The sequence below is a fragment of the Streptomyces sp. NPDC079167 genome, from assembly GCF_040686735.1.
Classification (GTDB): domain Bacteria; phylum Actinomycetota; class Actinomycetes; order Streptomycetales; family Streptomycetaceae; genus Streptomyces.
In genome coordinates this window covers 55673-81142 of record NZ_JBFBLO010000016.1, presented here as the reverse complement: position 1 = coordinate 81142, position 25470 = coordinate 55673, and the positions used below count along the sequence as shown (strand labels likewise).

General features: G+C 71.1%; 19 protein-coding genes and 1 riboswitch. Of the genes, 13 read left to right on the top strand and 6 right to left on the bottom strand.

Annotation, left to right across the window (positions count from 1 at the left end):
- Window positions 1-88: 88 nt before the first annotated feature.
- Window positions 89-322, bottom strand: a complete 234-nt coding sequence (locus AB0P41_RS28520) for a hypothetical protein (RefSeq protein ID WP_104789587.1) — start codon at window positions 320-322, stop codon at window positions 89-91.
- Window positions 323-754: 432 nt separating this feature from the next.
- Here AB0P41_RS28520 and AB0P41_RS28515 point away from each other — a divergent pair, with 432 nt between their 5' ends.
- The 3 genes from AB0P41_RS28515 to AB0P41_RS28505 all read left to right on the top strand — a co-directional run bounded on the left by AB0P41_RS28515 (window position 755) and on the right by AB0P41_RS28505 (window position 5135).
- Window positions 755-2881, top strand: coding sequence for a DNA topoisomerase IV subunit B (locus AB0P41_RS28515; RefSeq protein ID WP_356710227.1), 2127 nt, complete (start codon window positions 755-757; stop codon window positions 2879-2881).
- 194 nt (window positions 2882-3075) lie between these two features.
- A complete protein-coding gene (locus AB0P41_RS28510) occupies window positions 3076-3546 on the top strand; it encodes a DUF485 domain-containing protein (RefSeq protein WP_365934895.1) in 471 nt (156 codons plus the stop codon).
- Window positions 3543-5135 carry a cation acetate symporter gene (locus AB0P41_RS28505; RefSeq protein ID WP_365934893.1) on the top strand — a complete coding sequence of 531 codons (1593 nt, stop codon included), beginning with the start codon at window positions 3543-3545 and terminating at the stop codon, window positions 5133-5135. Before AB0P41_RS28510 ends, AB0P41_RS28505 begins: the two co-directional genes overlap by 4 nt.
- A gap of 14 nt (window positions 5136-5149) precedes the next feature.
- On the opposite strand, the gene AB0P41_RS28500 is transcribed toward AB0P41_RS28505, so the two are convergent.
- Together AB0P41_RS28500 and AB0P41_RS28495 are read right to left on the bottom strand one after the other, a co-directional pair.
- The gene (locus AB0P41_RS28500; protein WP_365934891.1) at window positions 5150-5827 is read right to left on the bottom strand and encodes a response regulator; all 678 of its coding nucleotides are present in this window, start codon (window positions 5825-5827) and stop codon (window positions 5150-5152) included.
- Window positions 5824-7548, bottom strand: a complete 1725-nt coding sequence (locus AB0P41_RS28495; protein ID WP_365934889.1) for a sensor histidine kinase — start codon at window positions 7546-7548, stop codon at window positions 5824-5826. Before AB0P41_RS28495 ends, AB0P41_RS28500 begins: the two co-directional genes overlap by 4 nt.
- Before the next feature lie 191 nt (window positions 7549-7739).
- On the opposite strand from AB0P41_RS28495, the gene AB0P41_RS28490 reads away from it, so the two are divergent.
- Window positions 7740-8750: a LacI family DNA-binding transcriptional regulator gene (locus tag AB0P41_RS28490; RefSeq protein ID WP_356710238.1), complete on the top strand. Its 1011-nt coding sequence runs from the start codon at window positions 7740-7742 to the stop codon at window positions 8748-8750.
- Between the two features lie 28 nt (window positions 8751-8778).
- Here AB0P41_RS28490 and AB0P41_RS28485 read toward each other — a convergent pair whose 3' ends face one another.
- Window positions 8779-10122: a citrate synthase family protein gene (locus tag AB0P41_RS28485; RefSeq protein WP_365934887.1), complete on the bottom strand. Its 1344-nt coding sequence runs from the start codon at window positions 10120-10122 to the stop codon at window positions 8779-8781.
- Between the two features lie 141 nt (window positions 10123-10263).
- Here AB0P41_RS28485 and AB0P41_RS28480 point away from each other — a divergent pair, with 141 nt between their 5' ends.
- Both AB0P41_RS28480 and AB0P41_RS28475 read left to right on the top strand, forming a co-directional pair.
- Window positions 10264-11427, top strand: coding sequence for a citrate synthase/methylcitrate synthase (locus tag AB0P41_RS28480; RefSeq protein ID WP_365934885.1), 1164 nt, complete (start codon window positions 10264-10266; stop codon window positions 11425-11427).
- 27 nt (window positions 11428-11454) lie between these two features.
- On the top strand, window positions 11455-12516 hold the full coding sequence (locus AB0P41_RS28475) for a GTP-binding protein (RefSeq protein WP_365934883.1): 1062 nt from the start codon (window positions 11455-11457) through the stop codon (window positions 12514-12516).
- Between the two features lie 24 nt (window positions 12517-12540).
- Here AB0P41_RS28475 and AB0P41_RS28470 read toward each other — a convergent pair whose 3' ends face one another.
- Window positions 12541-14991: a DNA topoisomerase IV subunit A gene (locus tag AB0P41_RS28470; RefSeq protein WP_365934881.1), complete on the bottom strand. Its 2451-nt coding sequence runs from the start codon at window positions 14989-14991 to the stop codon at window positions 12541-12543.
- 260 nt (window positions 14992-15251) lie between these two features.
- Here AB0P41_RS28470 and AB0P41_RS28465 point away from each other — a divergent pair, with 260 nt between their 5' ends.
- From AB0P41_RS28465 to AB0P41_RS28450, 4 genes are all read left to right on the top strand, one after another.
- Entirely contained in the window at window positions 15252-16604 is a 1353-nt protein-coding gene (locus AB0P41_RS28465) for a pitrilysin family protein (RefSeq protein ID WP_356710250.1), read from the top strand.
- 26 nt (window positions 16605-16630) lie between these two features.
- The gene (locus AB0P41_RS28460; RefSeq protein ID WP_356710642.1) at window positions 16631-18013 is read left to right on the top strand and encodes a pitrilysin family protein; all 1383 of its coding nucleotides are present in this window, start codon (window positions 16631-16633) and stop codon (window positions 18011-18013) included.
- A 191-nt stretch (window positions 18014-18204) separates the two neighbouring features.
- A riboswitch (cyclic di-AMP (ydaO/yuaA leader) is annotated at window positions 18205-18373 on the top strand.
- Between the two features lie 12 nt (window positions 18374-18385).
- Window positions 18386-19177 (top strand): M23 family metallopeptidase, encoded by a 792-nt coding sequence (locus AB0P41_RS28455; protein WP_365934880.1) that lies wholly within the window; start codon window positions 18386-18388, stop codon window positions 19175-19177.
- Between the two features lie 223 nt (window positions 19178-19400).
- A complete protein-coding gene (locus AB0P41_RS28450; protein ID WP_356710254.1) occupies window positions 19401-20099 on the top strand; it encodes a GntR family transcriptional regulator in 699 nt (232 codons plus the stop codon).
- 192 nt (window positions 20100-20291) lie between these two features.
- Here AB0P41_RS28450 and AB0P41_RS28445 read toward each other — a convergent pair whose 3' ends face one another.
- A complete protein-coding gene (locus AB0P41_RS28445; RefSeq protein WP_356710256.1) occupies window positions 20292-20573 on the bottom strand; it encodes an HPr family phosphocarrier protein in 282 nt (93 codons plus the stop codon).
- A 165-nt stretch (window positions 20574-20738) separates the two neighbouring features.
- Here AB0P41_RS28445 and AB0P41_RS28440 point away from each other — a divergent pair, with 165 nt between their 5' ends.
- The 3 genes from AB0P41_RS28440 to AB0P41_RS28430 all read left to right on the top strand — a co-directional run bounded on the left by AB0P41_RS28440 (window position 20739) and on the right by AB0P41_RS28430 (window position 25451).
- Window positions 20739-23606, top strand: coding sequence for a GNAT family N-acetyltransferase (locus AB0P41_RS28440; protein ID WP_365934877.1), 2868 nt, complete (start codon window positions 20739-20741; stop codon window positions 23604-23606).
- 61 nt (window positions 23607-23667) lie between these two features.
- Window positions 23668-24264 (top strand): DUF5998 family protein, encoded by a 597-nt coding sequence (locus AB0P41_RS28435; RefSeq protein WP_356710260.1) that lies wholly within the window; start codon window positions 23668-23670, stop codon window positions 24262-24264.
- The gene (locus tag AB0P41_RS28430) at window positions 24264-25451 is read left to right on the top strand and encodes a nucleotide pyrophosphatase/phosphodiesterase family protein (protein WP_356710262.1); all 1188 of its coding nucleotides are present in this window, start codon (window positions 24264-24266) and stop codon (window positions 25449-25451) included. Before AB0P41_RS28435 ends, AB0P41_RS28430 begins: the two co-directional genes overlap by 1 nt.
- Window positions 25452-25470: the final 19 nt, after the last annotated feature.

The window sequence follows — 25470 nt, the reverse complement described above, 5'->3', positions numbered from 1 at the left end:
GCTATGAGAACGGGCGGCTTTCCCCGAGGGGAGGCCGCCCGTCGGCCGGTCCTGGACCGTGCCCATAGCTCGTCGTGGATGCGAGGTGTCAGTGTTGATCCTCGTCGGCGGCACTTGCCTGTACGGCAGTGAGCCGATCTGTCTCATCCTGTATTTCCGCGGCGATCTTCTTGAGTTCCGGCTCGAACTTGCGCCCGTGGTGGGCACAGAAGAGCAGTTCACCGCCGCTGATCAGGACGACGCGCAGATAGGCCTGGGCGCCGCAACGGTCACAGCGGTCTGCTGCGGTCAGCGGGCTCGCGGGGGTCAGAACAGTAGTCACGTCGCCTCTTCTCTAGCTCGACGAGCTGTCGTACCAGGGTCAACATCCAACCAGGCCGAAAACGTTCCCGCTCGTGGCATTTCTTCGAAACTTCTTCTCAGGATGGCTGTCTGTTGCCGGTTGGCGGCGAATGTGCCGTATTGCGGAGCGCTACGGTTTCGCGTTGCTTGTGTGGGCCGGTCCGCCGGCTGGCTTGCCGGTTGTTCATGAGGACGTGCCCGGAGCCTAAATGGTTCATGCCTCGAAGGGAACGTGATGTGCACGTCACCCTAACGAATGATCGAACGCCTATGCGAGGCTGGACTAGCATAAGGATTCCCCCTGGGTGGCGTTACAACCGCTCTACCAGGCCTCGGTAGGCTCTCAGCGGCCACCGAGGCCGAGCCCGATACCCACCGGGCCCCACATGAAATTCAGCGAGGAGCGAACCGCGTGACCGCCGATTCCGTGCCGTCCACTGCGCTGCTGACCGGAGCAGGCGGCTCAGACAGGGACAGCTCCAACTACACCGCGCGGCACCTTCTCGTCCTCGAGGGGCTCGAAGCGGTCCGCAAGCGCCCCGGGATGTACATCGGGTCCACGGACAGCCGCGGACTGATGCACTGCCTCTGGGAGATCATCGACAACTCGGTCGACGAGGCTCTCGGCGGTTACTGCGACTACATCGAGGTCATCCTCCACGACGACTCCTCCGTCGAGGTGCGCGACAACGGCCGGGGCATCCCGGTCGACGTGGAGCCCAAGACCGGGCTCTCCGGCATCGAGGTCGTCATGACCAAGCTGCACGCCGGCGGAAAGTTCGGCGGCGGTTCCTACGCGGCGTCCGGCGGCCTGCACGGCGTCGGCGCCTCGGTCGTGAACGCGCTCTCCGCACGACTGGACGTCGAGGTGGACCGCAACAGCGCCACCCACTCCATCAGCTTCCGGCGCGGTGTCCCCGGCATGTTCACCGAGCAGGGGCCGGACAGCCCCTTCGACCCGGCCAACGGCCTCCGCAAGGGCAAGCGCGTCCCCAAGACGCGTACGGGTACCCGGGTGAGGTACTGGGCGGACCGCCAGATCTTCCTCAAGGACGCGAAGCTCAGCCTGGAGACGCTGTACCAGCGGGCACGCCAGACCGCGTTCCTCGTGCCCGGCCTCACCATCGTCGTCCGCGACGAGCGCGGCATCGACGGCGAGGGCAAGACGGAGGAGACCTTCCGCTTCGACGGCGGGATCAGCGAGTTCTGCGAGTACCTGGCGCAGGACAAGGCCGTCTGCGACGTCCAGCGCCTCAGCGGTACGGGAACCTTCAAGGAGACCGTGCCTGTCCTGGACGACCGGGGACACATGACGGCGACCGAGGTCACCCGCGAGCTGGGTGTGGACATCGCCCTGCGCTGGGGCACCGGCTACGACACCAACCTCAAGTCCTTCGTCAACATCATCGCCACCCCCAAGGGCGGCACCCATGTCAGCGGCTTCGAGCGCTCACTCACGAAGACGGTGAACGAGGTCCTGCGTTCCGCCAAGGTGCTGCGGGTCGCCGAGGACGACATCGTCAAGGACGACGCCCTGGAGGGCCTGACCGCGGTCGTCACCGTACGGCTCGCGGAGCCGCAGTTCGAAGGGCAGACCAAGGAGGTGCTGGGCACCTCGGCCGCCAACCGGATCGTGGCCAACGTGGTCGCCAAGGAGCTCAAGGCGTTCCTGACGTCGACCAAGCGCGATGCCAAGGCTCAGGCCAGGGCGGTCCTGGACAAGGCGGTGGCCGCAGCGCGTACCCGCATCGCCGCCCGCCAGCACAAGGACGCGCAGCGCCGCAAGACCGCGCTCGAGTCCTCCTCGCTGCCCGCGAAGCTCGCGGACTGCCGGAGCGACGACGTGGAGCGCAGCGAGCTCTTCATCGTGGAGGGCGACTCGGCCCTCGGCACCGCGAAGCTGGCGCGGAACAGTGAGTTCCAGGCGCTGCTGCCGATCCGCGGGAAGATCCTCAACGTCCAGAAGTCGTCCGTCTCGGACATGCTCAAGAACGCCGAGTGCGGAGCCATCATCCAGGTCATAGGAGCAGGCTCCGGCCGCACCTTCGACATCGACGCGGCACGCTACGGCAAGGTCATCATGATGACGGACGCCGATGTCGACGGTTCGCACATCCGCACCCTGCTGCTCACGCTCTTCCAGCGCTACATGCGGCCGATGGTCGAAGCGGGGCGGGTCTTCGCGGCCGTGCCCCCGCTGCACCGGATCGAGCTCGTCCAGCCGAAGAAGGGCCAGGACAAGTACATCTACACCTACTCCGACAATGAGCTCCGGCAGACCCTGCTGGAGCTGCAGCGGAAGAACGTGCGGTTCAAGGACTCGATCCAGCGGTACAAGGGCCTCGGCGAGATGGACGCGGACCAGCTCGCGGAGACCACGATGGACCCGCGCCACCGCACCCTGCGCAGGATCAACATCGGTGACCTGGAATCCTCCGAGCAGGTCTTCGACCTGCTGATGGGCAACGAGGTCGCCCCCCGCAAGGAGTTCATCACCAGCTCCGCCGCGACCCTGGACCGCTCGCGCATCGACGTCTGAGGCCCTCCGCCCGTGGGCGGAGGGCTTCCTCCACCCACGGGCGGCCTCTGATCCGATCCTCTCGGAACTCGCACCCACTCGGCACTTCCGTCACCTGAAATGGTGAAGCACAGCGAATGAAGTGCCCGGGATCTTCCCGGTCTGCCCATTCTTGGCTACGCGGCCGAAAAGGCTCGTGGACAAGGGAGTTGTCGGTGGAGAAGGAAGCAGGGCCGGACGCCGCAGCGATGCGGCTCGACGACCCGTGGTACGAGGCGCCGGGCACGGCGTGGGGCGAGCCGGACGGTATGGGCGCGGCCGCGCCCGACGGGCGGTCCCGGCCGGAGGAGCGGGGGCCGGGCGCGGCGGAGATCTACCTGGAGGTGCAGAACAGCCCCGCCTTCCGCGAAGTGCGCCGTCGCTACCGGCGGTTCGTGGTCCCCGCCGCGGTCGCCTTCCTGCTCTGGTACCTGGCCTATGTCATCGCGGCCACCACCGCCCACGACCTCATGGCGCGTCCCGTCGCCGGCGCGCTCAACGTGGCCATGGTCGCCGGACTCGGACAGTTCCTCACCACGTTCCTGCTCACCTGGGCGTACGCCCGTCACGCGCGGCTGCACCGCGACCGTGCCGCTCTGGAACTGCGGTGGGACACCCAGGAGATGACAAGAGGGATCGGCCGGTGAGGGGGGACCACCAGACGCTGGCGCTGCTGCTGTTCAGCGTGTTCATCGCCGTGACGCTCGGCATCACCACCTGGGTCAGCCGCAACAGACAGGGGTCCGCCGAGGAGTTCTACGCCGGCGGACGGCTGTTCTCCCCCATGGAGAACGGATTCGCCATCGCCGGTGACTACATGTCCGCGGCATCCTTCCTCGGCATCTCGGGGCTGATCGCCCTGTTCGGCTACGACGGCATGCTCTACTCCGTCGGATTCCTCGTCGCCTGGCTCGTCGTTCTGCTCCTCGTCGCCGAACTCGTACGCAACTGCGGGCGGTTCACGCTCGCCGACGTGGTCGCCGCCCGGATGGCGGAGCGCCCGGTGCGCACGGCTCTCGGCACCTCGTCGGTCACCGTCTCGGTGCTCTACCTGGTCGCCCAGATGGTGGGTGCGGGGAGCCTCGTCGCGCTGCTGCTCGGCGGCACGAGTGACACCGCCCGGTCATGGACGGTGGTCGGGGTCGGAGCGCTGATGGTGGTCTACGTGTCGCTCGGGGGCATGCGCGCCACGACCTGGATCCAGATCGTCAAGGCGGTCCTGCTGATGGCCGGCGCCGTCGCACTCACCGTGCTCGTCCTTCTCCGCTTCCACGGCGACCTCAACGCCCTGCTGACCTCCGCCGCCGAACGCAGCGGCCACGGACGGGACTTCCTCTCGCCCGGCCTGAGGTACGGCGGGAGCTGGACGGCGCGGCTCGACTTCATCAGCCTCGGGCTGGCGCTCGTCCTCGGCACAGCCGGGCTGCCGCACATCCTGTCGCGCTTCTACACCGTCCCCACGGCCCGTGCGGCCCGGCGCTCCGTCGTCTGGTCCATCGGGCTCATCGGCAGCTTCTACCTGATGACCGTCGTGCTCGGGTTCGGAGCCGCCGCGCTCGTCGGATCCGCGGACGTCCGGGCATCCAACGCCTCAGGGAACACGGCTGTCCCGCTCCTGGCGCTCGTCCTCGGAGGCGGTGAGGGCTCCACGGGCGGCACCGTGCTCTTCGCCGTCGTCGCCGCCATCGCCTTCGCCACGATCCTCGCCGTGGTCGCGGGGATCACCCTCGCCTCCTCCGCCTCCGTCGCCCACGACCTGTACGCCTCGTACCGCAGGCCGGGTACCGTGCAGCGCAGCGAGGTCGGCGTGGCCCGGGTGGCCGCCGCGGGCATCGGGGTGGTGGCCATCGGCCTCGGCCTGCTCGCCCAGAACCTGAACGTCGCGTTCCTGGTGGGGCTGGCCTTCGCGGTCGCCGCCTCGGCCAACCTCCCGGCTCTGCTCTACTCGCTGTTCTGGCGGAGTTTCACCACCCGGGGCGCGGTCTGGGCCGTGTACGGCGGACTTATCCCCGCCGTCCTGCTCGTCCTGCTCTCACCGGTCGTCTCGGGGAGTGCCACCTCGCTCTTCCCCGGCGTGGACTTCGCCCTGTTCCCCTTGGAGAACCCGGGACTCGTATCGATTCCCGCGGGCTTCCTGGCCGGCTGGGCCGGCACGGTCACCTCTCCCGAACCGCCGGACCCGGCCAAGCACGCCGAGACGGAGGTACGGTCGCTGACCGGGGCAGGAGCGGCTTAGCCGCGCCGCGCCCGTCAGGAACCGGTTGCCCAGACGTACCGGTGTTCGGGGCGGCCGGTCTCGCCGTACCTGAGGGAGAGCCGGACGCGGCCCGTGCGTTCGAGCAGCTTCAGATAGCGCTGGGCAGTCTGCCGGCTCATCCCGGCGCTCTCCGCGATCTCCTGGGCGGAGAGCGGCCCGTCGGCGCCCCGCAGGGCCCGCCGGACCAGTTCCGCGGTCGTCGCCGAGTGGCCCTTGGGGAGATCGGACCCACCCGTGGCCCACAGGGCCCCGAACAGCCGGTCCACCTCCGTCTGCTCGGCCTCGCCACCGCTCTCGAAGGTGCGGCGCAGCGCCGCGTAAGCCTCCAGTCTGGTCCGGAGTCCGGCGTACGCGAACGGCTTCACCAGGTACTGGAGGGCGCCGTGGCGCATAGCCGCCTGGACGGTCGCCACGTCGCGGGCGGCCGTCACCATGATCACGTCGGTGTGATGACCGAGGGCGCGCAGCTCACGCACCACGGCCAGACCGTTGCGGTCCGGCAGATAGTGGTCGAGCAGGATCAGGTCGACGGGAACCTCGCCGATTCGCGCGAGGGCCTCTGCCGCGGAATGGGCCATCGCGGCCACCCGGAATCCGGGCACCTTGGCGACATAGGCCGCGTTGATCCGGGCGACCCGTACGTCGTCGTCCACGACCAGTACCTCGATCACGGGGTGCCTCCTGACGTCGGCGGCCGTAGGGGGGCCGACGGGCCGCCCGCGGTGGGGGAGCCGGGGCGGTCCGGGGCGCCGGGCGCCGGAACGCCGAGCCGTTCCGGGCCGCCCAGAGCCTCCGGGAGGACGACGGTGAAGACGGCCCCGCCCTCGGGGGCGCTCGACACGGACACGCTGCCGCCCTGCCGCTCGGCGAGCCGCCGCACGAGCGGCAGTCCCAGGCCCCGCTTGCCGTGGGCCGGGAGTTCCTTGGTCGACCAGCCCTCCGTGAAGATGGCTTCGTGATCACCGGCAGGCACCCCGGGGCCGCTGTCGCGCACCCGCAGTTCCACCGTACGGCCCTCGGCCCGCAGCCCGACCTCGATCCGTGCGTCGGGCGTCCCCGCGGCCGCGTCGAGCGCGTTGTCCACCAGATTGCCGAGGACCGTGACGAGTCCGCGTGGGTCCACCAGCCGGTCCGGCAGGAGGGTGCCCGCCGCCATGCGCAGAGCGACACCGCGCTCGGCGGCCACGGTCGCCTTGCCGACCAGGAGCGAGGCCAGCAGCGGGTCGTGGACCTTCTCCGTGACCTGCTCGGCCGTCGCCCGGTGGACGCCGACGACTTCCGTGACGAACTCGACCGCTTCTTCGTGCATCTCCAGTTCCAGCAGCCCCAGGAGCGTGTGCAGCCGGTTGGCGTGCTCGTGGTCCTGGGCGCGGAGGGCGTCGATCAGACCATGGGTGGAGTCGAGTTCACGGCCGAGGTACTCCAGTTCCGTACGGTCGCGCAGTGTGGCAACGGCCCCGCCGTCGTCGGTCGGCATCCGGTTGGCGAGGAGGACGCGGTTGCCGCGGACCGTCACCAGGTCGTCGCCGACCACCCGCCCGGCCAGCACGTCGGTGGTGCGGCCCTCGCCCAGTGCCTCGTCGAGCTGCTTGCCCGAGGCCTCGGGGCCGAGCCCGAGCAGTCGCTGGGCCTCGTCGTTCAGGAGTCTGATGCGCCCCGTGCGGTCGAGCGCGACGACACCCTCACGGATGCTGTGGAGCATGGCCTCGCGCTCGGTCAGCAGCGCCGAGATGTCGGAGAACGCCAGGTCATGAGTCTGCCGCTGGAGACGCCGGGAGATCAGATAGGCGGCCAGGGCTCCCACGGCCAGCGCCCCGCCCGCGTAGGCGAGCAGTCCGGGGATCGTGGCGAGGAGCCGGGCGCGGACACTGTCGTAGGCGATGCCCACCGAGACGGCACCGACGATCCGGTCCGATCCGTCGAGCAGTGGCACCTTGCCCCGCGCCGACCGTCCGAGTGTGCCGCTGTCGATCTCCATCACGGACCTGCCGGCGAGCGCCGCACCGGGGTCGGTGGAGACGACCTCGCCGATGCGGGAGGAGTCCGTGTGCGACCAGCGCACCCCATGCTTGTCCATGACCACGACGTACTCCGCACCGGTCGCACGCCTGATCCGCTCCGTCGCGGCCTGGACAGCGCCGTCCGGGCGCGGTTCGGTGGTGAGCAGCGACGCCGAGATCTGCGGCTGCGCCGCCGTGGACTGGGCGATCGCCAGGGCGCGGCGCATCGCCTGGTCGTCGAGCTGGGCGCTGAGCGGTGCCAGGAAGAGGCCTGTGACGAGGACCGTGACGCCGGTGATGATGGCCAGCTGCATCAGCAGGACCTGTGAGAAGACCCGCCGCGGCCAGCCGAACCGGCGCGGTCCCCGTGGGGTGGTCCGTGGGGCGCTCATCGTACGAACGGTAAGGGGCAATCCGCGCTCACCGAAATTCCGCCCGCCGGTCGCCTGCCGATTTCCCCGCCGACCACTCCTCGACGGCCGGTCGGGCGGGGCTCTTGACGTCACGCTCTCCACCCGTGAGCGTTCTACGGGTATACACCGTGACGTAATATTCTTGCGATTTTTGCGCTAATCTTGCGTTCATGACACGACGACTTGCTCAGGTTGCCCAGAAAGTAGGAGTCAGCGAGGCCACGGTCAGCCGTGTGCTGAACGGCAAGCCGGGTGTCTCCGACGCCACACGCCAAGCCGTTCTCTCCGCCCTGGACGTACTCGGCTACGAGCGCCCGACCCAGCTCCGGGGTGAGCGCGCAAGGCTCGTGGGGCTGGTTCTGCCCGAGCTGCAGAACCCCATCTTCCCGGCCTTCGCCGAAGTGGTGGGCGGCGCGCTCGCCCAGCAGGGACTGACCCCGGTGCTCTGCACGCAGACCAAGGGCGGGGTCTCCGAGGCCGACTACGTGGAGCTCCTCCTGCAGCAGCAGGTGTCCGGGGTCGTGTTCGCCGGCGGTCTGTACGCCCAGGCCGACGCCCCCCACGACCACTACAAGGTGCTCGCCGACCGCAAGATCCCGGTGGTCCTGATCAACGCCGCGATCGCGCATCTCGGGTTCCCCGCGGTCTCCTGCGACGACTCGGTGGCCGTCGAGCAGGCCTGGCGTCATCTCGTCTCGCTCGGCCACGAACGGATCGGTTTCGTCCTCGGCCCGGCCGACCACATGCCCTCGCAGCGCAAGCTCGCCGCCGCCCGTGCCCTGGCCGCCCGGTCGGGGGTCACCGTGCCGGACGAGTGCGTGTCCCGGGCCATGTTCTCGATCGAGGGCGGCCAGGCCGCCGCGACGCGGCTGCTCGACCTGGGCGTCACGGGCATCATCTGTGCCAGTGACCCGCTCGCCCTGGGCGCGGTGCGCGCGGCGCGCCGCCGCGGACTGTCGGTGCCGGGCCAGGTCTCCGTCGTCGGCTACGACGACTCCGCGTTCATGAACTGCACCGAGCCGCCGCTGACCACGGTCCGCCAGCCGATCGAGGCCATGGGCAGGGCCGCGGTCGAGCTCCTCTCCGTGCAGATCGGGGGGCACGCGGTGCCGTCGGACGAGCTCCTCTTCGAGCCGGAGCTCGTCGTCCGCGGGTCCACGGCCCGCCCGCCCCGGCCGTAGGTCCGGTGAGAATTTCCGCCGGTTGTAGCTAATTTGCAGGACCGCCCCCCTCCGGCGAGGCCGTCTTCGGGGCAGGCAGCGGCTGAGGCGCACGTGGGCCGGTGTACTGCCCGCTGGGACGCATGCGCAACGGGCGTTCCGTGTACTCCTCCATCGCGTGGGCGATCCAGCCCGCGGTGCGGGCGACGGCGAACACGGTCTCACCTGTCTCGGCGGGCATGCCGTACGCGACCGAGAGGGCGGCCAGGGCCAGGTCGACGTTGGCGTGCAGAGGTGTGTGGCGGGCGGTGGTCGCGGCCACGTCACGGGCCGCCGCCACCGCCGGTGCCGCCTGCGGAATCCCGTCCAGCAGCGAGAAGAGTTCGACCGCCCGCGGATCCTCGCCCTTGTACAGGCGGTGGCCGAGCCCGGGCACACGTCGGCCGGCCCGCAGATGGTCCGCGACGACCGGGGCCGCGCCGCCCCGGTCCACGACCTCGGCCAGCATCCGGTGCGCCGGCCCGCTCGCCGCGCCGTGCAGGGGGCCCTCCAGGACGCCGAGTCCCGCGGAGACCACGGCGTACGGGTTCGCGTGGGTCGAGGCGGCGACCCGTACCGCCAGGGTCGAGGCCGCGAGATCGTGATCGGCCAGCAGGGCGAGCGCGGTGTCGAGGACGGCCAGTGCGGACGCGTCCGCCGGCCGTCCGGAGAGTTTCGGCCACAGCCGGGCGGCCAGAGAGCCGTCGGGCTCGGCCCCGTCGTCGGACCCGCTCCCGCCGGCGGCTCCGCTCCCGGCTGCCGGCAGCGCACCGACCAGGGTGGGGATCAGGTTGCGGGCGCTGTTGAGAACCCCGTCGGGTGAGAGGTCGAACCGCAGAGGGTCGGCGGACGCGGCTGCGGCGACAGCGGCGCGGAGCCGGTCAGTCGCACTGCTGTGCCGCGGCATCGAGGCGGCCGTCCGCCGGGCCGCCGCGAGGGATTCGCGCGCCGCCGCGAAGCGGATGCCGGGACGGAGCTCGCCGGTCCAGATCCACTCGGCGACCTCCTCGTAGCCGTGATGACGCGCGAGCTCGGTCGCGTCGACGCCGCGGAAGAAGTAACGGTCCGGCTCGATGAGCGTGATGCCGGTGCGGAAGACCAGATCGCCCACGCCGGAGAGAGGGGGCTCCCTGCGCCCGGTGCGCCGGGCCAGGGCGTCGACCTCGGTGGCGTCGAACGTACTGCCGCGTTCGCCGGGAGCCCGCCTGCTGGTCAGCTGCCCCCGGCTCACGTAGGCGTACACGGTCTCGGGTTTCACCCCGAGATGTTCGGCCGCCTCCCGGGTGGTGAGCCTGCGGGGTCCTTCGGATCCCGCGCCCTGCGTACCGGTGGTGTGGGCCGAGTCATGCGTCATGGCGCCCACCGTATCCATGTCCATGCATGCCGGATCACCTTCGACGCCACCTCATATTGATTCAATCAATATTGACAACTCTTTAGTCAACCATGGAAGGTCGAATCAATGTACAGCTCATCGGTGGAGGAGAGACCTGCCATGCCTGCCTCACATACGGAAACCGTCCCGCCCGACGTGCCCCGCGGCCTCGCCGGCGTGATCGTCACAGAGACCGCGCTCGGGGACGTGCGCGGGCGCGAGGGGTTCTACCACTACCGGCAGTACTCGGCGGTCGAGCTCGCGCAGAGCCGCAGCTTCGAGGACGTCTGGTACCTGATGTTCTACGGCGACCTGCCCGGCCGGACCGAGAGCGCCGCCTTCGCGGCCCGCACAGCCGCTCTGCGCCGGCTGCCCGCGGAGGTGCGGGACGCGCTCCCCGCCGTCGCCCGGGCCGGCGCGCTCTCCGGCCCGCTCGCCGGTCTTCGCACGGCGCTCTCGCTGCTCGGCGCCTCGGCCGGCTTCCGTCCGGTGTACGACACCGGGGCCGGCCGCCGCCGGGAGGACGCCCTCGCCGTGTGCGCGGCCGTCCCCACCGTGCTCGCCTCCCTGCACCGCCTCGGCCAGGGCCTGGAGCCGGTCGAACCGCGTGACGACCTCCCGTTCGCCGCGAACTACCTGTACATGCTCACCGGCGAGGAGCCGGACGCCGTACGGACGTCGGCCGTCGAGCGGTACCTCGTCTCCACCGTCGACCACGGTTTCAACGCGTCCACGTTCACCGCCCGGGTGATCGCCTCCACCGGCGCCGATGTCGCCGCCTGCCTCGTCGGAGCCGTCGGCGCGCTCTCCGGCCCGCTGCACGGGGGCGCGCCCAGCCGGGCGCTGGACACCCTGGACGCCATCGGGACCCCGGACCGGATCGACGGCTGGATCCGCGGCCGGGTCCTCGCCGGGGAACGGATCATGGGATTCGGGCACCCCGTCTACCGCACCGAGGACCCCCGCTCACGGATGCTCCGCTCGGTCGCGCAGAGCTTCGGGGGCCCGCTCGTCGACTTCGCCGTCGAGGTAGAACGTCAGGTGGAGGCGATCCTCGCCGAGCTCAAGCCGGGACGCGAGCTGCACACGAACGTGGAGTTCTACGCCGGTGTCGTCATGGAGCTCTGCGGGCTGCCGCGAGAGATGTTCACGCCCACCTTCTGTGCCGCGCGCATGGTCGGCTGGAGCGCCAATATCCTGGAGCAGGCGGAGGACTCGAAGATCATCCGCCCGGCGGCCCGCTACGCCGGGCCCCAGCCTCCGCAGCCCGTACCGGCACTCTGACCTCCGAACGACCCGAGGAAGGCCCCGTTGACCCCGCCCCACGCCCCGCAGATCCCGGTCGTCGTCCTGGCGGGGTTCCTCGGATCCGGCAAGACGACACTGCTCAACCATCTGCTCCGCAACAGGGCGGGCAACAGGATCGGCGTCATCGTCAACGACTTCGGGGCCATCGAGATCGACGCCATGACCGTCGCGGGGCAGGTCGGCTCGACGGTCTCGCTGGGCAACGGCTGTCTGTGCTGCGCGGTCGACGCGAGCGAGCTCGACACCTATCTGGAGAAACTGACCGGGCCCGCCGCGCGCCTGGACGTGATCGTCATCGAGGCCAGCGGTCTCGCCGAGCCCCAGGAACTCGTACGGATGCTGCTGGCCAGCGACAATCCCCACATCAGGTACGGGGGACTGGTCGAGGTCGTCGACGCGGCCGAATTCCCCGCCACACGGGAGCGCCACCCCGAGATCGACCGCCACCTCGCGGCCGCCGACCTGATCGTCCTGAACAAGACCGACCGGGTCACGGACGCGGAGCTGGCGGCGGTGCGGGAGGCGGCCGGGACGGCGGGCGCCGGGGCGGCGGTCGTCCGCGCCGCGTACGGCAGGATCGACCCGGAGCTCCTCTTCGATCCCGTTCTCCGGCCGGACGAGGACGACTCGTTCCGCCAGCTGACGTTCGAGGACCTCCTCCCCGAGGCCGACCGCACGCACGAGGAGCACCTGCACACGGCGTACGAGAGCGTCTCCTTCACCGCCGACGTGCCGCTCAGCCCCCGCCGCTTCATGGCGTTCCTCGACTCCAGGCCGGCGGGCCTCTACCGGATCAAGGGATTCGCCGACTTCGGTGCGGGCGACCCCGGCAACCGGTACTCCCTGCACGCCGTCGGGAGGTTTCTGCGCTTCGTGCCGGAGCGCTGGGCCCGTGACGAACCGCGAAGGACCCAGCTGGTGCTGATCGGCTCCGGTATCGACGCCGAGGCCCTGCACAAGGAGCTCGAGGCCTGCCGGGACGCGTGGCAGGACGCCACCGAGGAGCTGGAGCGCAGCATGTGGGGCGTACTGCGGTACGTACGGCAGCCGGACGACGAGGGCTGAGCCCCCGCCGCCCGGCCGGGTGTCCTACAGAGGTCCGGCGATCACCGCGACCGGACTCGTCAGCGGTGTGCCCGAACCGTCACGGCGCGGATCCGGATCCGGGAGCTCGGCCGGCGCGCCGTTCTTCTGGGCCGCCCGTGCGGGGGTCCCGCCCGCCCAGGCGAACACCAGGACGTCCTCCCCCTTGAGGAAGCGCTGGCAGCGCACCCCGCCGGTGGCCCTCCCCTTGCGGGGGTACTGGTCGAACGGGGTGAGCTTCCAGGTCCGCTCGGAGTCGTCCAGCGTGCCGTGCGATCCGGCGACCGTGAACACCGCCGCGTCCGCGGAGGGATCCACCGCCGCGAACGAGAGAACGGTGGCGCCCGCGGCGAGCTTCACACCCGCCATGCCGCCCGCCGGGCGTCCCTGCGGACGCACCGACGCGGCCGGATAGCGCAGCAGCTGGGCGTCCGACGTGATGAAGACCAGGTCCTCCTCACCCGTACGCAACTGCTTGGCGCCGACGACCCGGTCACCGTCCTTCAGCGAGATGACCTCCAACTCGTCCTTGTTGGCGGGGTAGTCGGGCACCACACGCTTCACCACGCCCTGCAGGGTGCCGATGGCCAGACCCTGCGCCTCCTCGTCGAGGGTGGTGAGGCAGATCAGCTCCTCGTCCGGCTCCAGTGTCAGGAACTCCGAGATCTGGGCACCGCCCGACAGGTTCGGCGCCGCATGGGTGTCCGGCAGCTGCGGAAGATCGATCACCGAGAGCCGGAGCAGCCGTCCGCCGGACGTCACCGCCCCCACCTCCCCGCGCGCCGTCGCGGGCACGGCGGAGACGATCGCGTCGTGCTTCGTGCGCATGGCGTCCTCGGCCTGGGGGACGGGCTCCGCGTTGGCCGTGCGGGCCAGGAGGCCGGTCGAGGAGAGGAGCACCTGGCACGGGTCGTCGGCGACCTCCAGCGGCACCGAGGCGACCTGCGAACCCGCCGACTCCAGCAGCACGGTGCGCCGGTCGGTGCCGAACTTCTTCGCCACCGCGGCCAGTTCGGCGGAGACCAGCTTGCGCAGCTCGGCGTCCGACTCCAGGATCGCGGTGAGCTGTGCGATCTCCTCGGTGAGCTTGTCGCGCTCGCTCTCCAGCTCGATCCTGTCGAAGCGCGTGAGCCTGCGCAGCGGGGTGTCCAGGATGTACTGGGTCTGGATCTCGCTCAGCGAGAAGCGCTCCATCAGGCGCTCCTTCGCCTGCGCCGAGTTGTCGCTGTCCCGGATGAGCCGGATGACCTCGTCGATGTCGAGCAGCGCCACGAGGAGGCCCTCGACCAGGTGCAGCCGGTTGCGCCGCTTCGTCCTGCGGAACTCGCTGCGCCGGCGCACCACGTCGAAGCGATGGTCGAGATAGACCTCGAGGAGCTCCTTGAGCCCCAGGGTGAGCGGCTGGCCGTCGACCAGCGCCACGTTGTTGATGCCGAAGGACTCCTCCATCGGCGTCAGCTTGTAGAGCTGCTCCAGCACGGCCTCCGGCACGAAGCCGTTCTTGACCTCGATCACCAGACGCAGACCGTGCGCACGGTCGGTGAGGTCCTTGACGTCCGCGATGCCCTGGAGCTTCTTCGAGCCGACGAGGTCCTTGATCTTGGCGATCACCTTCTCCGGACCGACGGTGAAGGGCAGTTCGGTGACGACGAGACCCTTGCGACGGGCCGTGACGCTCTCTATGGCGACCGTGGCACGGATCTTGAACGTGCCGCGTCCCGCGGCGTAGGCGTCCTTGATGCCGCCGAGGCCGACGATCCTGCCGCCGGTGGGCAGGTCGGGACCCGGGATGAAACGCATCAGCGTCTCGAGGTCCGTGCCCGGGTGCCGGATGAGGTGGCGGGCGGCGGCGATGACCTCGCCGAGGTTGTGCGGGGGCATGTTGGTCGCCATGCCGACCGCGATCCCGGAAGCGCCGTTGACCAGGAGGTTCGGGTACGCGGCCGGGAGGACGACCGGCTCCTGCTCCTGGCCGTCGTAGTTCGACTGGTAGTCGACGGTGTCCTCGTCGATCGACTCCGTCATCAGCGACGTGGCGTCGGCCATCCGGCACTCGGTGTACCGCATGGCGGCCGGCGGGTCGTCGTTGCCCAGGGAACCGAAGTTGCCGTGCCCGTCGACGAGGGGCAGGCGCATCGAGAACGGCTGTGCCATGCGCACCAGTGCGTCGTAGATCGACGCGTCACCGTGCGGGTGCAGTTTGCCCATCACTTCGCCGACGACGCGTGCGCACTTCACGTAGCCGCGGTCGGGGCGGAGCCCCATCTCGTTCATCTGGGACACGATGCGGCGGTGTACGGGCTTCATGCCGTCGCGGGCGTCGGGCAGAGCCCTGGAGTAGATCACCGAGTACGCGTACTCGAGGAAGGAGCCCTGCATTTCGTCGACGACGTCGATGTCGAGGATCTTCTCCTCGAAGTCGTCCGGCGGCGGGGTTTTCGTGCTGCGGCGGGCCATCGCGGCTGCGACTCCTTCACAGATTCTGTCGGGCAACCTCAGGTTCTGACGCCGACCATTGTGGCCCGCCGTACTGACAACACCGACCTCGACCCGTCCGAAGCGGTCCTCAGGGCCTCCGCGAAGCCCCGGATCACGGCCGGATCCACGACGACATTCACGACGACATCCACCCGGCGGGAACTTCGCCGGGTGCCCGTGCGCTTGGTCTTAGAGTGGCAGGTCCGGCAGGAAATCCTGTACCGATCGAAGGGACGTACATGCCCATGGGTCACACGGCCACAGCCCAGGCCGGTTCCGGCGGCTTGACGGCGACCGAGCACCGTCTGGCCAACGGCCTGCGCGTGGTGCTCTCCGAGGACCATCTGACCCCCGTCGCCGCGGTCTGCCTCTGGTACGACGTCGGCTCCCGCCACGAGGTCAAGGGGCGTACGGGGCTGGCTCACCTCTTCGAGCACCTGATGTTCCAGGGCTCGGGCCAGGTCAAGGGGAACGGGCACTTCGAGCTCGTGCAGGGGGCCGGTGGTTCCCTGAACGGCACGACCAGCTTCGAGCGCACCAACTACTTCGAGACGATGCCCACACACCAGCTGGAGCTGGCCCTGTGGCTCGAGGCCGACCGGATGGGCTCACTGCTCGCCGCGCTCGACGAGGAGTCCATGGAGAACCAGCGGGACGTCGTGAAGAACGAGCGCCGGCAGCGCTACGACAACGTCCCGTACGGCACGGCCTTCGAGAAGCTCACCGCTCTCGCCTACCCGGCCGGCCACCCGTACCACCACACGCCGATCGGCTCGATGGCCGACCTGGACGCGGCGACGCTGGAGGACGCGCAGGCGTTCTTCCGTACGTACTACGCGCCGAACAACGCGGTGCTCTCCGTGGTGGGGGACATCGACCCGGAGCAGACGCTCGCCTGGATCGAGAAGTACTTCGGTTCCATCCCCTCGCACGACGGCAAGCAGCCCCCGCGCGACGGCACGCTGCCCGGCATCATCGGCGAGCAGCTTCGCGAAGTGGTCCATGAGGAGGTCCCCGCGCGTGCGTTGATGGCCGCCTACCGGCTGCCGCACGACGGCACCCGCGAGTGCGACGCCGCGGACCTGGCCCTGACGGTGCTCGGCGGCGGCGAGTCGTCCCGCCTGCACAACCGGCTGGTGCGCCGTGACCGCACGGCGGTCGCCGCCGGGTTCGGGCTGCTCAGGCTGGCCGGCGCGCCGTCGCTCGGCTGGCTGGACGTCAAGACGTCCGGTGGCGTCGAGGTGCCGCAGATCGAGGCGGCCGTCGACGAGGAGCTGGCCCGCTTCGCGGAGGAGGGCCCCACGCCGGAGGAGATGGAGCGCGCCCAGGCGCAACTGGAGCGCGAGTGGCTCGACCGTCTCGGCACGGTAGCCGGCCGCGCGGACGAACTGTGCCGGTACGCCGTCCTGTTCGGCGACCCGCAGCTCGCCCTGACCGCGGTGGGCCGTGTGCTCGACGTGACGGCCGACGAGGTCAAGGCAGCCGCCCGGGCGCACCTGCGCCCCGACAACCGTGCGGTCCTGGTCTACGAGCCGGTCGAACCGGCCGACGAGACCGAGGGCACCGACGCGCCCGAGGGGGCCGACAAGTGACCGACGCCGCCGTGACTGGAGTAGCGATGGAGTACCACCCGCAGCCGACCGCCGGCGAGGCCAGGCCCTGGGCCTTCCCCGCGCCCGAGCGCGGTGCCCTGCCCAACGGGCTGACCGTGCTGCGCTGCCACCGGCCCGGCCAGCAGGTCGTCGCCGTGGAGATCTTCCTCGACGCCCCGCTGGACGCCGAGCCAGAGGGCCTGGACGGTGTGGCCACGATCATGGCGCGCGCGCTGTCCGAGGGCACGGACAAGCACTCCGCCGAGGAGTTCGCCGCCGAGCTGGAGCGGTGCGGCGCCACGCTGGACGCCCACGCGGACCACCCGGGTGTCCGCGTCTCCCTGGAGGTACCGGTCTCCCGGCTGACCAAGGCCCTCGGACTGGTGGCGGAGGCTCTGCGGGCCCCGGCCTTCGCGGAGGGCGAGATCGAGCGTCTGGTGGGCAACCGCCTCGACGAGATCCCGCACGAGCAGGCCAACCCGGCCCGGCGCGCGGCCAAGCAGCTCTCCAAGGAGCTCTTCCCCGCCACCGCGCGGATGTCGCGTCCTCGGCAGGGCACCGAGGAGACGGTCCGGCGGATCGACGCCGCCGCCGTACGCGCCTTCTACGACGCCCATGTCCGCCCGTCCACGGCGACGGCGGTCGTCGTCGGTGACCTCACCGACGTGGACCTGGACGCGCTGCTCTCCGAGACCGTCGGTGACTGGTCGGGCGATGCCGGCCAGGCCCGGCCCGTGCCCCCGATCACCGCGGACGACACCGGCCGTGTGGTCATCGTGGACCGTCCCGGAGCCGTGCAGACGCAACTGCTGATCGGCCGGATCGGCGCCGACCGGCACGACAGCGTGTGGCCCGCCCAGGTCCTCGGCACGTACTGCCTGGGAGGCACTCTGACCTCCCGGCTGGACCGTGTGCTGCGCGAGGAGAAGGGCTACACCTACGGCGTCCGTGCCTTCGGGCAGGTGCTGCGCTCGACGGCGCCGGGTTCCTCGTCCGGTGCGGCGGGCGCCGCGATGCTCGCCATCAGCGGCTCCGTCGACACCGAGTCCACCGGCCCCGCGCTGGACGACCTCTGGAAGGTCCTGCGCACCCTGGCGGCCGAGGGGCTCACCGACGCCGAGCGGGAGACCGCCGTGCAGAACCTCGTGGGCGTCGCCCCGCTCAAGTACGAGACGGCGGCCTCCGTCGCGGGCACCCTGGCCGACCAGGTGGAGCAGCACCTCCCGGACGACTACCAGGCGAAGCTGTACGCACGCCTGGCCGACACCGGCACGGTCGAGGCGACCGCCGCCGTGGTCAACGCGTTCCCGGTCGACCGGCTGGTCACCGTCCTGGTCGGGGACGCCGCTCAGATCAAGGAGCCCGTGGAGGCGCTCGGTATCGGTGAGGTGTCGGTCGTCAGCGGCTGACAGAACCGGACATGACGGACCCCGGCGGGTGTACTCCCGCCGGGGTTCTGTCATTTGTCCGGATTGCCAATAAAGTCGCGCTTTGCCCTGTGGGATGTGCGACAAAAGGCCCTTTCCGTTTGGCGGGGGAAAGGCTCCCGATCTAGCGTCGGCGCGGCTGTCCGCCGGACGATTGCCGCGCCCGCGGCGCCGGACAGCCATCGCCGAGTCCCCGTCAGGCGCGAGCCTGGGGAGCCGGGGACCCATGAAGTCCCTGGGGTGAATCGGATCCCTGCACCTCGTCGGAGGCTCAGGGGCCCGTAGGAGACCTTCCTGCTCCGAACCCGTCAGCTAACCCGGTAGGCGAGAAGGAAGGAAAGGACCAGCCCCTCCATGGCGTTCATCCGTGCCACCGGGAAGCACCGTGCCCCGAGCCGCCTGACGCGCAAGAGCGCCAAGGTCGCCGGCGTCGCCGCCCTGGCCACCACCGGCGTACTCGGTGCCACGGCCTCCCCGGCCCTCGCCGCGGACTCCGAGGTCACCGCGGGCAGCACCGGCCTGACCCAGACGGTCGCCCTCGACACCACCCTCGCCGCCCAGATCGAGGCTCAGGCGAAGGCACAGAAGCACCAGGCCGACGTCGCGGCGAAGGCCGCGGCCGAAGCGAAGGCCAAGGCGAAGGCGAAGGCCGAGGCCAAGCGCAAGGCGGAGGCCCGCGCCGAGGAGGCCCGCAAGGAGAAGGCGCGCGCCGCCCGCGCCGCCGAACGCGCCCGGCTCAACGCCTTCCACCTCCCCGTCGCCGGTTCCCACGTCACCACCGGCTACAAGTCCGGTGGCGCGCTCTGGTCCTCCGGCTCCCACTCCGGCGTGGACTTCCAGGCCGCGTCCGGCAGCTCGGTCGTCGCGGTCGGCGCCGGTACGGTCGTCGAGGCCGGCTGGGGCGGCGCCTACGGCAACAACATCGTGCTCAGGATGAAGGACGGCACGTACACCCAGTACGGCCACCTCTCCTCGATCGGCGTCTCCGTCGGCCAGAGCGTCGGCTCCGGCGAGCAGATCGGCCTCTCCGGGTCGACCGGCAACTCCACCGGGCCGCACCTGCACTTCGAGGCCCGGACCACCCCCGAGTACGGCTCGGACATGGACCCCGTCGCCTACCTCCGCGCCCACGGGGTCCAGGTCTGACCCCACGCGCACCGCGATCTGCGTCGAAGGCCCCGGCACCCGCCGGGGCCTTCGACGTGTTCCGGGGGCCGGACGCGTGCCGAAGCCCCCGCGGAAGTGCTCCCAGGCCAAAAGGTATCCATGGATTCCACCCTGCCATCGGAAATTCCGGCCGGTTGCAATAGAGTCACAGAACAGGCGTCGATCGGCCGCGTTTCGCGGGGATTAAGGCGGAGGTTCGGACATGCGCATTCCCGCGCATTCGGTATGCACGGCAATCCGTGACGACATCGTCTCCGGTGTCTTCGCACGCGGCAGCCGCCTCACCGAAGAGGTGCTCGCGCGTCGCTACGGCGTCTCCCGCGTCCCCGTACGCGAGGCGCTGCGCACCCTGGAGTCCGAAGGCTTCGTCGTCACCCGCCGGCACGCGGGCGCCTGTGTCGCCGAGCCCACCGAGCAGGAGGCGGCCGACCTCCTGGAGATGCGGATGCTCCTGGAGCCCCTCGGCGCCGCGCGCGCCGCACAGCGCCGCACCGAGGCACATCTCAAGGTGCTCCGCGGCCTGGTCAGACTGGGTCAGGAACGGGTGCGCCGGGGCGAGGGGGAGGATCTGCGCTCCCTGGGGAGCTGGTTCCACGAGACGCTGGCGCAGGCCTCGGGGAGCCCCGCGCTGATCGCTCTGCTCACCCAGCTACGGCACAAGATCGCCTGGATGTACGCGGTCGAGCAGCCGGTCCGCCCCGCGGACTCCTGGGCCGAGCACGGTGCTCTGGTCGACGCCGTGGCCCGCCGCGACCCGGAGCGGGCCAGGGCGCTCGCCGCCCAGCACGCCGAGCGGGCGACAGCGGCCCACCGGCTGCGGCGTGCGCCGGGGCACACGCCCGGCCAGGCGCGGGTGAGGACTTCGCAACACCCCGTAAACATCGCGGGCGTCCGTCATTAACAATTGCGCCGTATACAAAGAGGGTAATTGTCGGACGGCTTTCTTTCTGCTGCCCTGACCCGTGCTTTCCGGTGTGCTTACGCTATTTTCCCGGAACGCTGCCGCCCGGGCCGGGAAACAGAAAAGCCGCAGCTCCCGGTCGGGGGTGCCGCGGCTTTCCGCAGAGAGAATTCCGGTTCGAAGCGGCCGGAATCAGACGGTCTCCGGGAGCTCCTCGAGCCCTTCGGCGACCAGCTTGGCCAGACGGTCCAGAGCGGCCTCGGCGTTGTCCGCCTCGGACGCGAGCACGATCTCCTCGCCGCCCTGGGCGCCCAGGCCGAGCACCGCGAGCATGGAGGCGGCGTTCACCGGGTTGCCGTCGGCCTTGGAGATCGTCACGGGGACGCCGGAGGCCGTGGCGGCACGGACGAAGATGGAAGCGGGGCGGGCGTGCAGGCCCTCGGCCCAACCGACGTTGACGCGGCGCTCAGCCATGGTTCTGCCCTTCACGTAACAATGGGTTGTCTAGACCAGTCTCGCACAGCGGTGCGCACCCCTGTGCCCGGCGTCGCCGCCGACCGTTCGCCGCCCGCCGGCTCCCTCAGCGTGCCCTTGCCACGATCCCGGCGCGACCGGTGTCCCGGGCCGTAGGCTTTGCCCATGGAGCCCACTCCGGAGCAGAGTCCGCATCACGCGTACCCCGACCACTGGGAGGCGGACGTGGTGCTCCGTGACGGTGGCACCGCGCGGATCAGGCCCATCACCACGGACGACGCCGAGCGGCTGGTCAGCTTCTACGAGCAGGTGTCCGACGAATCGAAGTACTACCGCTTCTTCGCCCCGTACCCGCGTCTCTCCGCCCGTGACGTCCACCGCTTCACCCATCACGACTACGTCGACCGGGTGGGGCTGGCCGTCACGATCGGCGGCGAGTTCATCGCCACCGTCCGCTTCGACCGGATCAACGAGCAGGGCCGGCCCGCCTCCGCCCCCGCCGACGAGGCGGAGGTCGCCTTCCTCGTGCAGGACGCCCACCAGGGCCGCGGCGTGGCGTCCGCCCTCCTCGAACACATCGCGGCGGTGGCCAGGGAGCGGGGGATCCGCCGGTTCGCCGCGGAGGTGCTCCCCGCCAACAACAAGATGATCAAGGTGTTCCGGGACGCGGGCTTCACCCAGCAGCGCAGCTTCGAGGACGGCTCGGTCCACCTCACCCTCGATCTGGAGCCCACGGCCGAGTCCCTCGCCGTCCAGCGCGCCCGTGAGCAGCGGGCCGAGGCACGCTCCGTGCAGCGCCTGCTGGCCCCCGGTTCCGTCGCGGTCATCGGCGTCGGCCGCACGCCCGGCGGTGTGGGCCGGACCGTGCTGCGCAACCTCCTGGGCTCGGGCTTCACCGGGCGCGCGTACGCCGTGAACACCTCCTTCACCGCCGAGACGGGAACGGTCGACGGGGTGCCCGCGCACCGCTCGGTGGGCGGGATCGGCGAGCAGGTGGATCTCGCGGTCGTCGCCGTTCCGGCCGGCCGGGTGCCCGAGGTCGTGGCCGACTGCGGCGAGAACGGCGTCCAGGGTCTCGTCGTCATCTCCGCCGGTTACGCCGAGCGGGGCGCCGAAGGCCGGGAGCGGCAGCGGGAACTGGTGCGGCAGGCGCGGTCCTACGGCATGCGGATCATCGGCCCGAACGCCTTCGGCATCATCAACACCTCCGGCGCGGTCCGCCTCAACGCCTCCCTCGCCCCCGAGTCGCCCGAGGCCGGGCGCATCGGGCTCTTCACCCAGTCCGGCGCCATCGGCATCGCCGTCCTGTCCGGCCTCCACCGCAGGGGCGCCGGGCTGTCGGCCTTCATCTCCGCGGGCAACCGTGCCGATGTCTCCGGCAACGACTTCCTCCAGTACTGGTACGAGGACCAGGACACCGATGTCGCCCTGCTGTACCTCGAATCCCTGGGCAACCCGCGCAAGTTCACCCGGCTCGCCCGCCGGACCGCCGCCGCGAAGCCGGTGGTCGTCGTGAAGGGTGCCCGGCACAGCGGATCCAATCCGCCGGGCCACGCCGTCCCCGTCAGCCGTATCCCCGACGCGACGGTCTCGGCGCTGATGCGCCAGGCGGGCGTCATCCGCGTCGACACCGTGACGGAGATGGTCGACGTCGGCCTCCTCCTCGCCGGCCAGCCCCTCCCGGACGGTCCCCGCGTGGCGATCCTGGGCAACTCGGAGTCGCTCGGCCTCCTCACCTACGACGCCTGCATGGCGGAAGGGCTCCGCCCGCGCCCGCCCCGCGACCTCACCACGACGGCGAGCCCGCAGGACTTCCGTGACGCGCTGGCCGAGGCGCTCGCCGACCGGACGTGCGACGCCGTGATCGTGACCGCGATCCCCTGGGTGGGGGAGAACGGCGAGGCGGAGACCGGCGACGGCGAAGTCCTGGCGGCCGCCCTGCGCGAGGCGGCGGCCGACGGTCCCGCCAAGCCCGTGTCCGTGGTGCACGTGGAGATGGGCGGCCTGGCACAGGCCCTCGCCGCCGCCACGAGCACGGCCGCGCCGCGCGGAACGGGCCGGCCGGCCGGCCCCGCGGCAGCCCCGGTCCCGCCCGCCCCCGCTCCCCGGACGGACGAGGCGGGCCCCCCGGCACCCGCTGCGGACGGCCCGTCCGCCGGGCGGATCCCCGCCTACCCCGCAGCGGAGCGAGCCGTCCGCGCGCTCGCCGAGGCGGTGAAGTACGCCCAGTGGCGGCGTCAGGCGGCCGCCCCCGGCAGGGTGCCCGAATTCCTGGACGACACCATCGACGAGCACGGGACCGCCGCGCTGATCGAGAAGCTGCTCGGCCCGGACCCCGACCCGCGCGGCCGGCCGCTGACCCATGACGAGGCCCGTGAGCTGCTCGCCCGCTACGGCGTCACCGTGCGGCCGGCGCTCCCCGCCCCCGACCCGGAGGCGGCTGTCGCCGCCGCCGGGAAGATCGGCTACCCGGTGGCCCTCAAGACCACCGCCCCCCATCTCCGGCATCGAGCCGACCTCGGCGGTGTCCGGCTCGATCTCGCCGGCGAGCACGCGCTGCGCCGGGCGTACGACGAACTGACCGACCTGCTGGGCACGCCCGCCGAGCTGCGCCCTGTCGTCCAGGCCATGGCCCCCAGGGGTGTCGACACCGTCGTCAGGGCGTCCATCGACGCCGCCGCCGGTGCCGTTCTCTCCTTCGGCCTGGCCGGTGCGCCCTCCGAGCTGCTGGGCGACACGGCCCACCGCCTCGTCCCCGCCACCGACCGTGACGCGGCCGAGCTGATCCGCTCCATCAAGGCTGCTCCGGTGCTGTTCGGCTGGCGCGGCTCCGCTCCGGCGGACACCGCGGCGCTCGAAGAGCTCCTCCTGCGGGTGTCCCGGCTGGTCGACGACCACCCCGAGGTGGTCTCGGTCGCCCTGGAACCCGTCGTCGTGGCCACGCACGGCCTGACGGTGCTCGGAGCGAGCGTCCGGCTCGCCCCGCCACCCGCCCGCAGTGACCTCGGCCCCCGCCGGCTCCCCAGCTACTGAACGCCCACGGACCCGCGCACGGCGTCCCCGGCAGTCACCGGCCCCCCGTAGGATGGTTCCCATGGCAAAGACCGGTACGACGACCCAGGGGCTGCGCGCGGCGATCGAGCGCAGCGGCTACTACCCGGCCCTCGTGGCCGAGGCGGTGGAGGCCGCCGTCGGCGGGGAGCCGGTCGCTTCGTACCTGGTGCACCAGGAGACGACTTTCGACTCCAACGAGGTCCGGCGCCATGTCACGGTCCTCGTCCTCACGGACACGCGCTTCATCGTCAGCCACACCGACGAGCAGGCCGCCGACACCAGCTCCCCGACGCCCTACGCCACGACGTCCACCGAGTCGGTCAAGCTCGACCGGATCTCGTCCGTCGTGGTCAGCCGCGTCGTCGCCAACCCGGAGAAGTACGTGCCCGGCACGCTGCCCCGCGAGGTCGTCCTGACCATCGGCTGGGGTGCCGTCTCCCGCATCGACCTCGAGCCCGCGGCCTGCGGCGACCCCAACTGCGAGGCCGATCACGGCTACACGGGCAGCTCCACCGCCGACGACCTGAGCCTGCGTGTCAGCGAGGCCGGGGACGGCCCGGACACCGTGCGCCAGACCCTCGCCTTCGCCCAGTCCCTCTCCGAGGCCACGGCCGCGACACCGGCGACCCCCCGCTGATGGTCCAGCCCGCATGGCAGGACCCCGTCCTGCTCGCCCCCGAGAGCGCGCCCGTACCCGAATACGGGACCGGTTCGCTCGCGGACCTGCTGCCGACGCTGGTCGCGGGACAGGGCGTACCCGGCTTCGAGGCGAGGATTCCGGAGCTCACCCCCGCCGACCGCAACTGCGTCTTCCTGATCGACGGACTCGGCTGGGAGCAGATCAAGGCCCACCCGGACGAGGCCCCCTTCCTGCACTCGCTGCTCCCCACCTCCCGCGGCGGTACCGGCCGGCCGGTGACGTCGGGCTTCCCGTCCACCACGGCGACCTCGCTCGCCTCCGTCGGTACGGGCCTGCCCCCGGGCGAGCACGGCCTGCCCGGCTACACGGTGCGCAACCCGGCGACGGGCGCGCTCATGAACCAGCTCCGCTGGAAGCCGTGGACCGACCTCAAGGCCTGGCAGCCGCACCCGACCGTCTTCAAGCTCGCCGACGCCGCCGGAGTGCGCACGGCTCAGGTCTCCGCCCCCGACTTCGAGCAGACGCCCCTGACCAAGGTCGCGCTCAGTGGCGGTTCCTTCCTCGGCCGGCTCACCGGCGAGGACCGGATGGACCTCGCGGCGGAGCGGCTCGCCGCAGGCGACAGGTCCCTCGTCTACACGTACTACAGCGAGGTCGACGGCCAGGGGCACCGCTTCGGCGTCGACTCCGACGCCTGGCGGGGCCAGCTGATGTACGTCGACGGGCTCGCCCGGCGCCTCGCCGAGCAGCTGCCGCCCCGCTCGGCGCTGTACATCACCGCCGACCACGGGATGATCGACATCCCGTTCGACGAGCACTCCCGGATCGACTTCGACGAGGACTGGGAACTGAGTGCCGGGGTCGCCCTGCTGGGCGGCGAGGGCCGTGCCCGCCATGTGTACGCGGTGCCCGGGGCGGAGGCCGACGTGCTGACCGTCTGGCGCGAGGTGCTCGGCGAGCAGTTCTGGGTGGCGAGCCGTGACGAGGCCGTCGCGGCGGGCTGGTTCGGTCCGCGGATCGACGAGCGGGTGCACGGCAGGATCGGCGACGTGGTGGCCGCCGCCCACGACGACGTGGTGATCACCGCCTCGGCCAAGGAGCCCCACGAGTCCGCGATGGTGGGCATGCACGGTTCGCTGACCCCCGTGGAACAACTGGTTCCGCTCCTCGAAGTACGCTCCTAGCCGGTCTCCTCCACCCCTC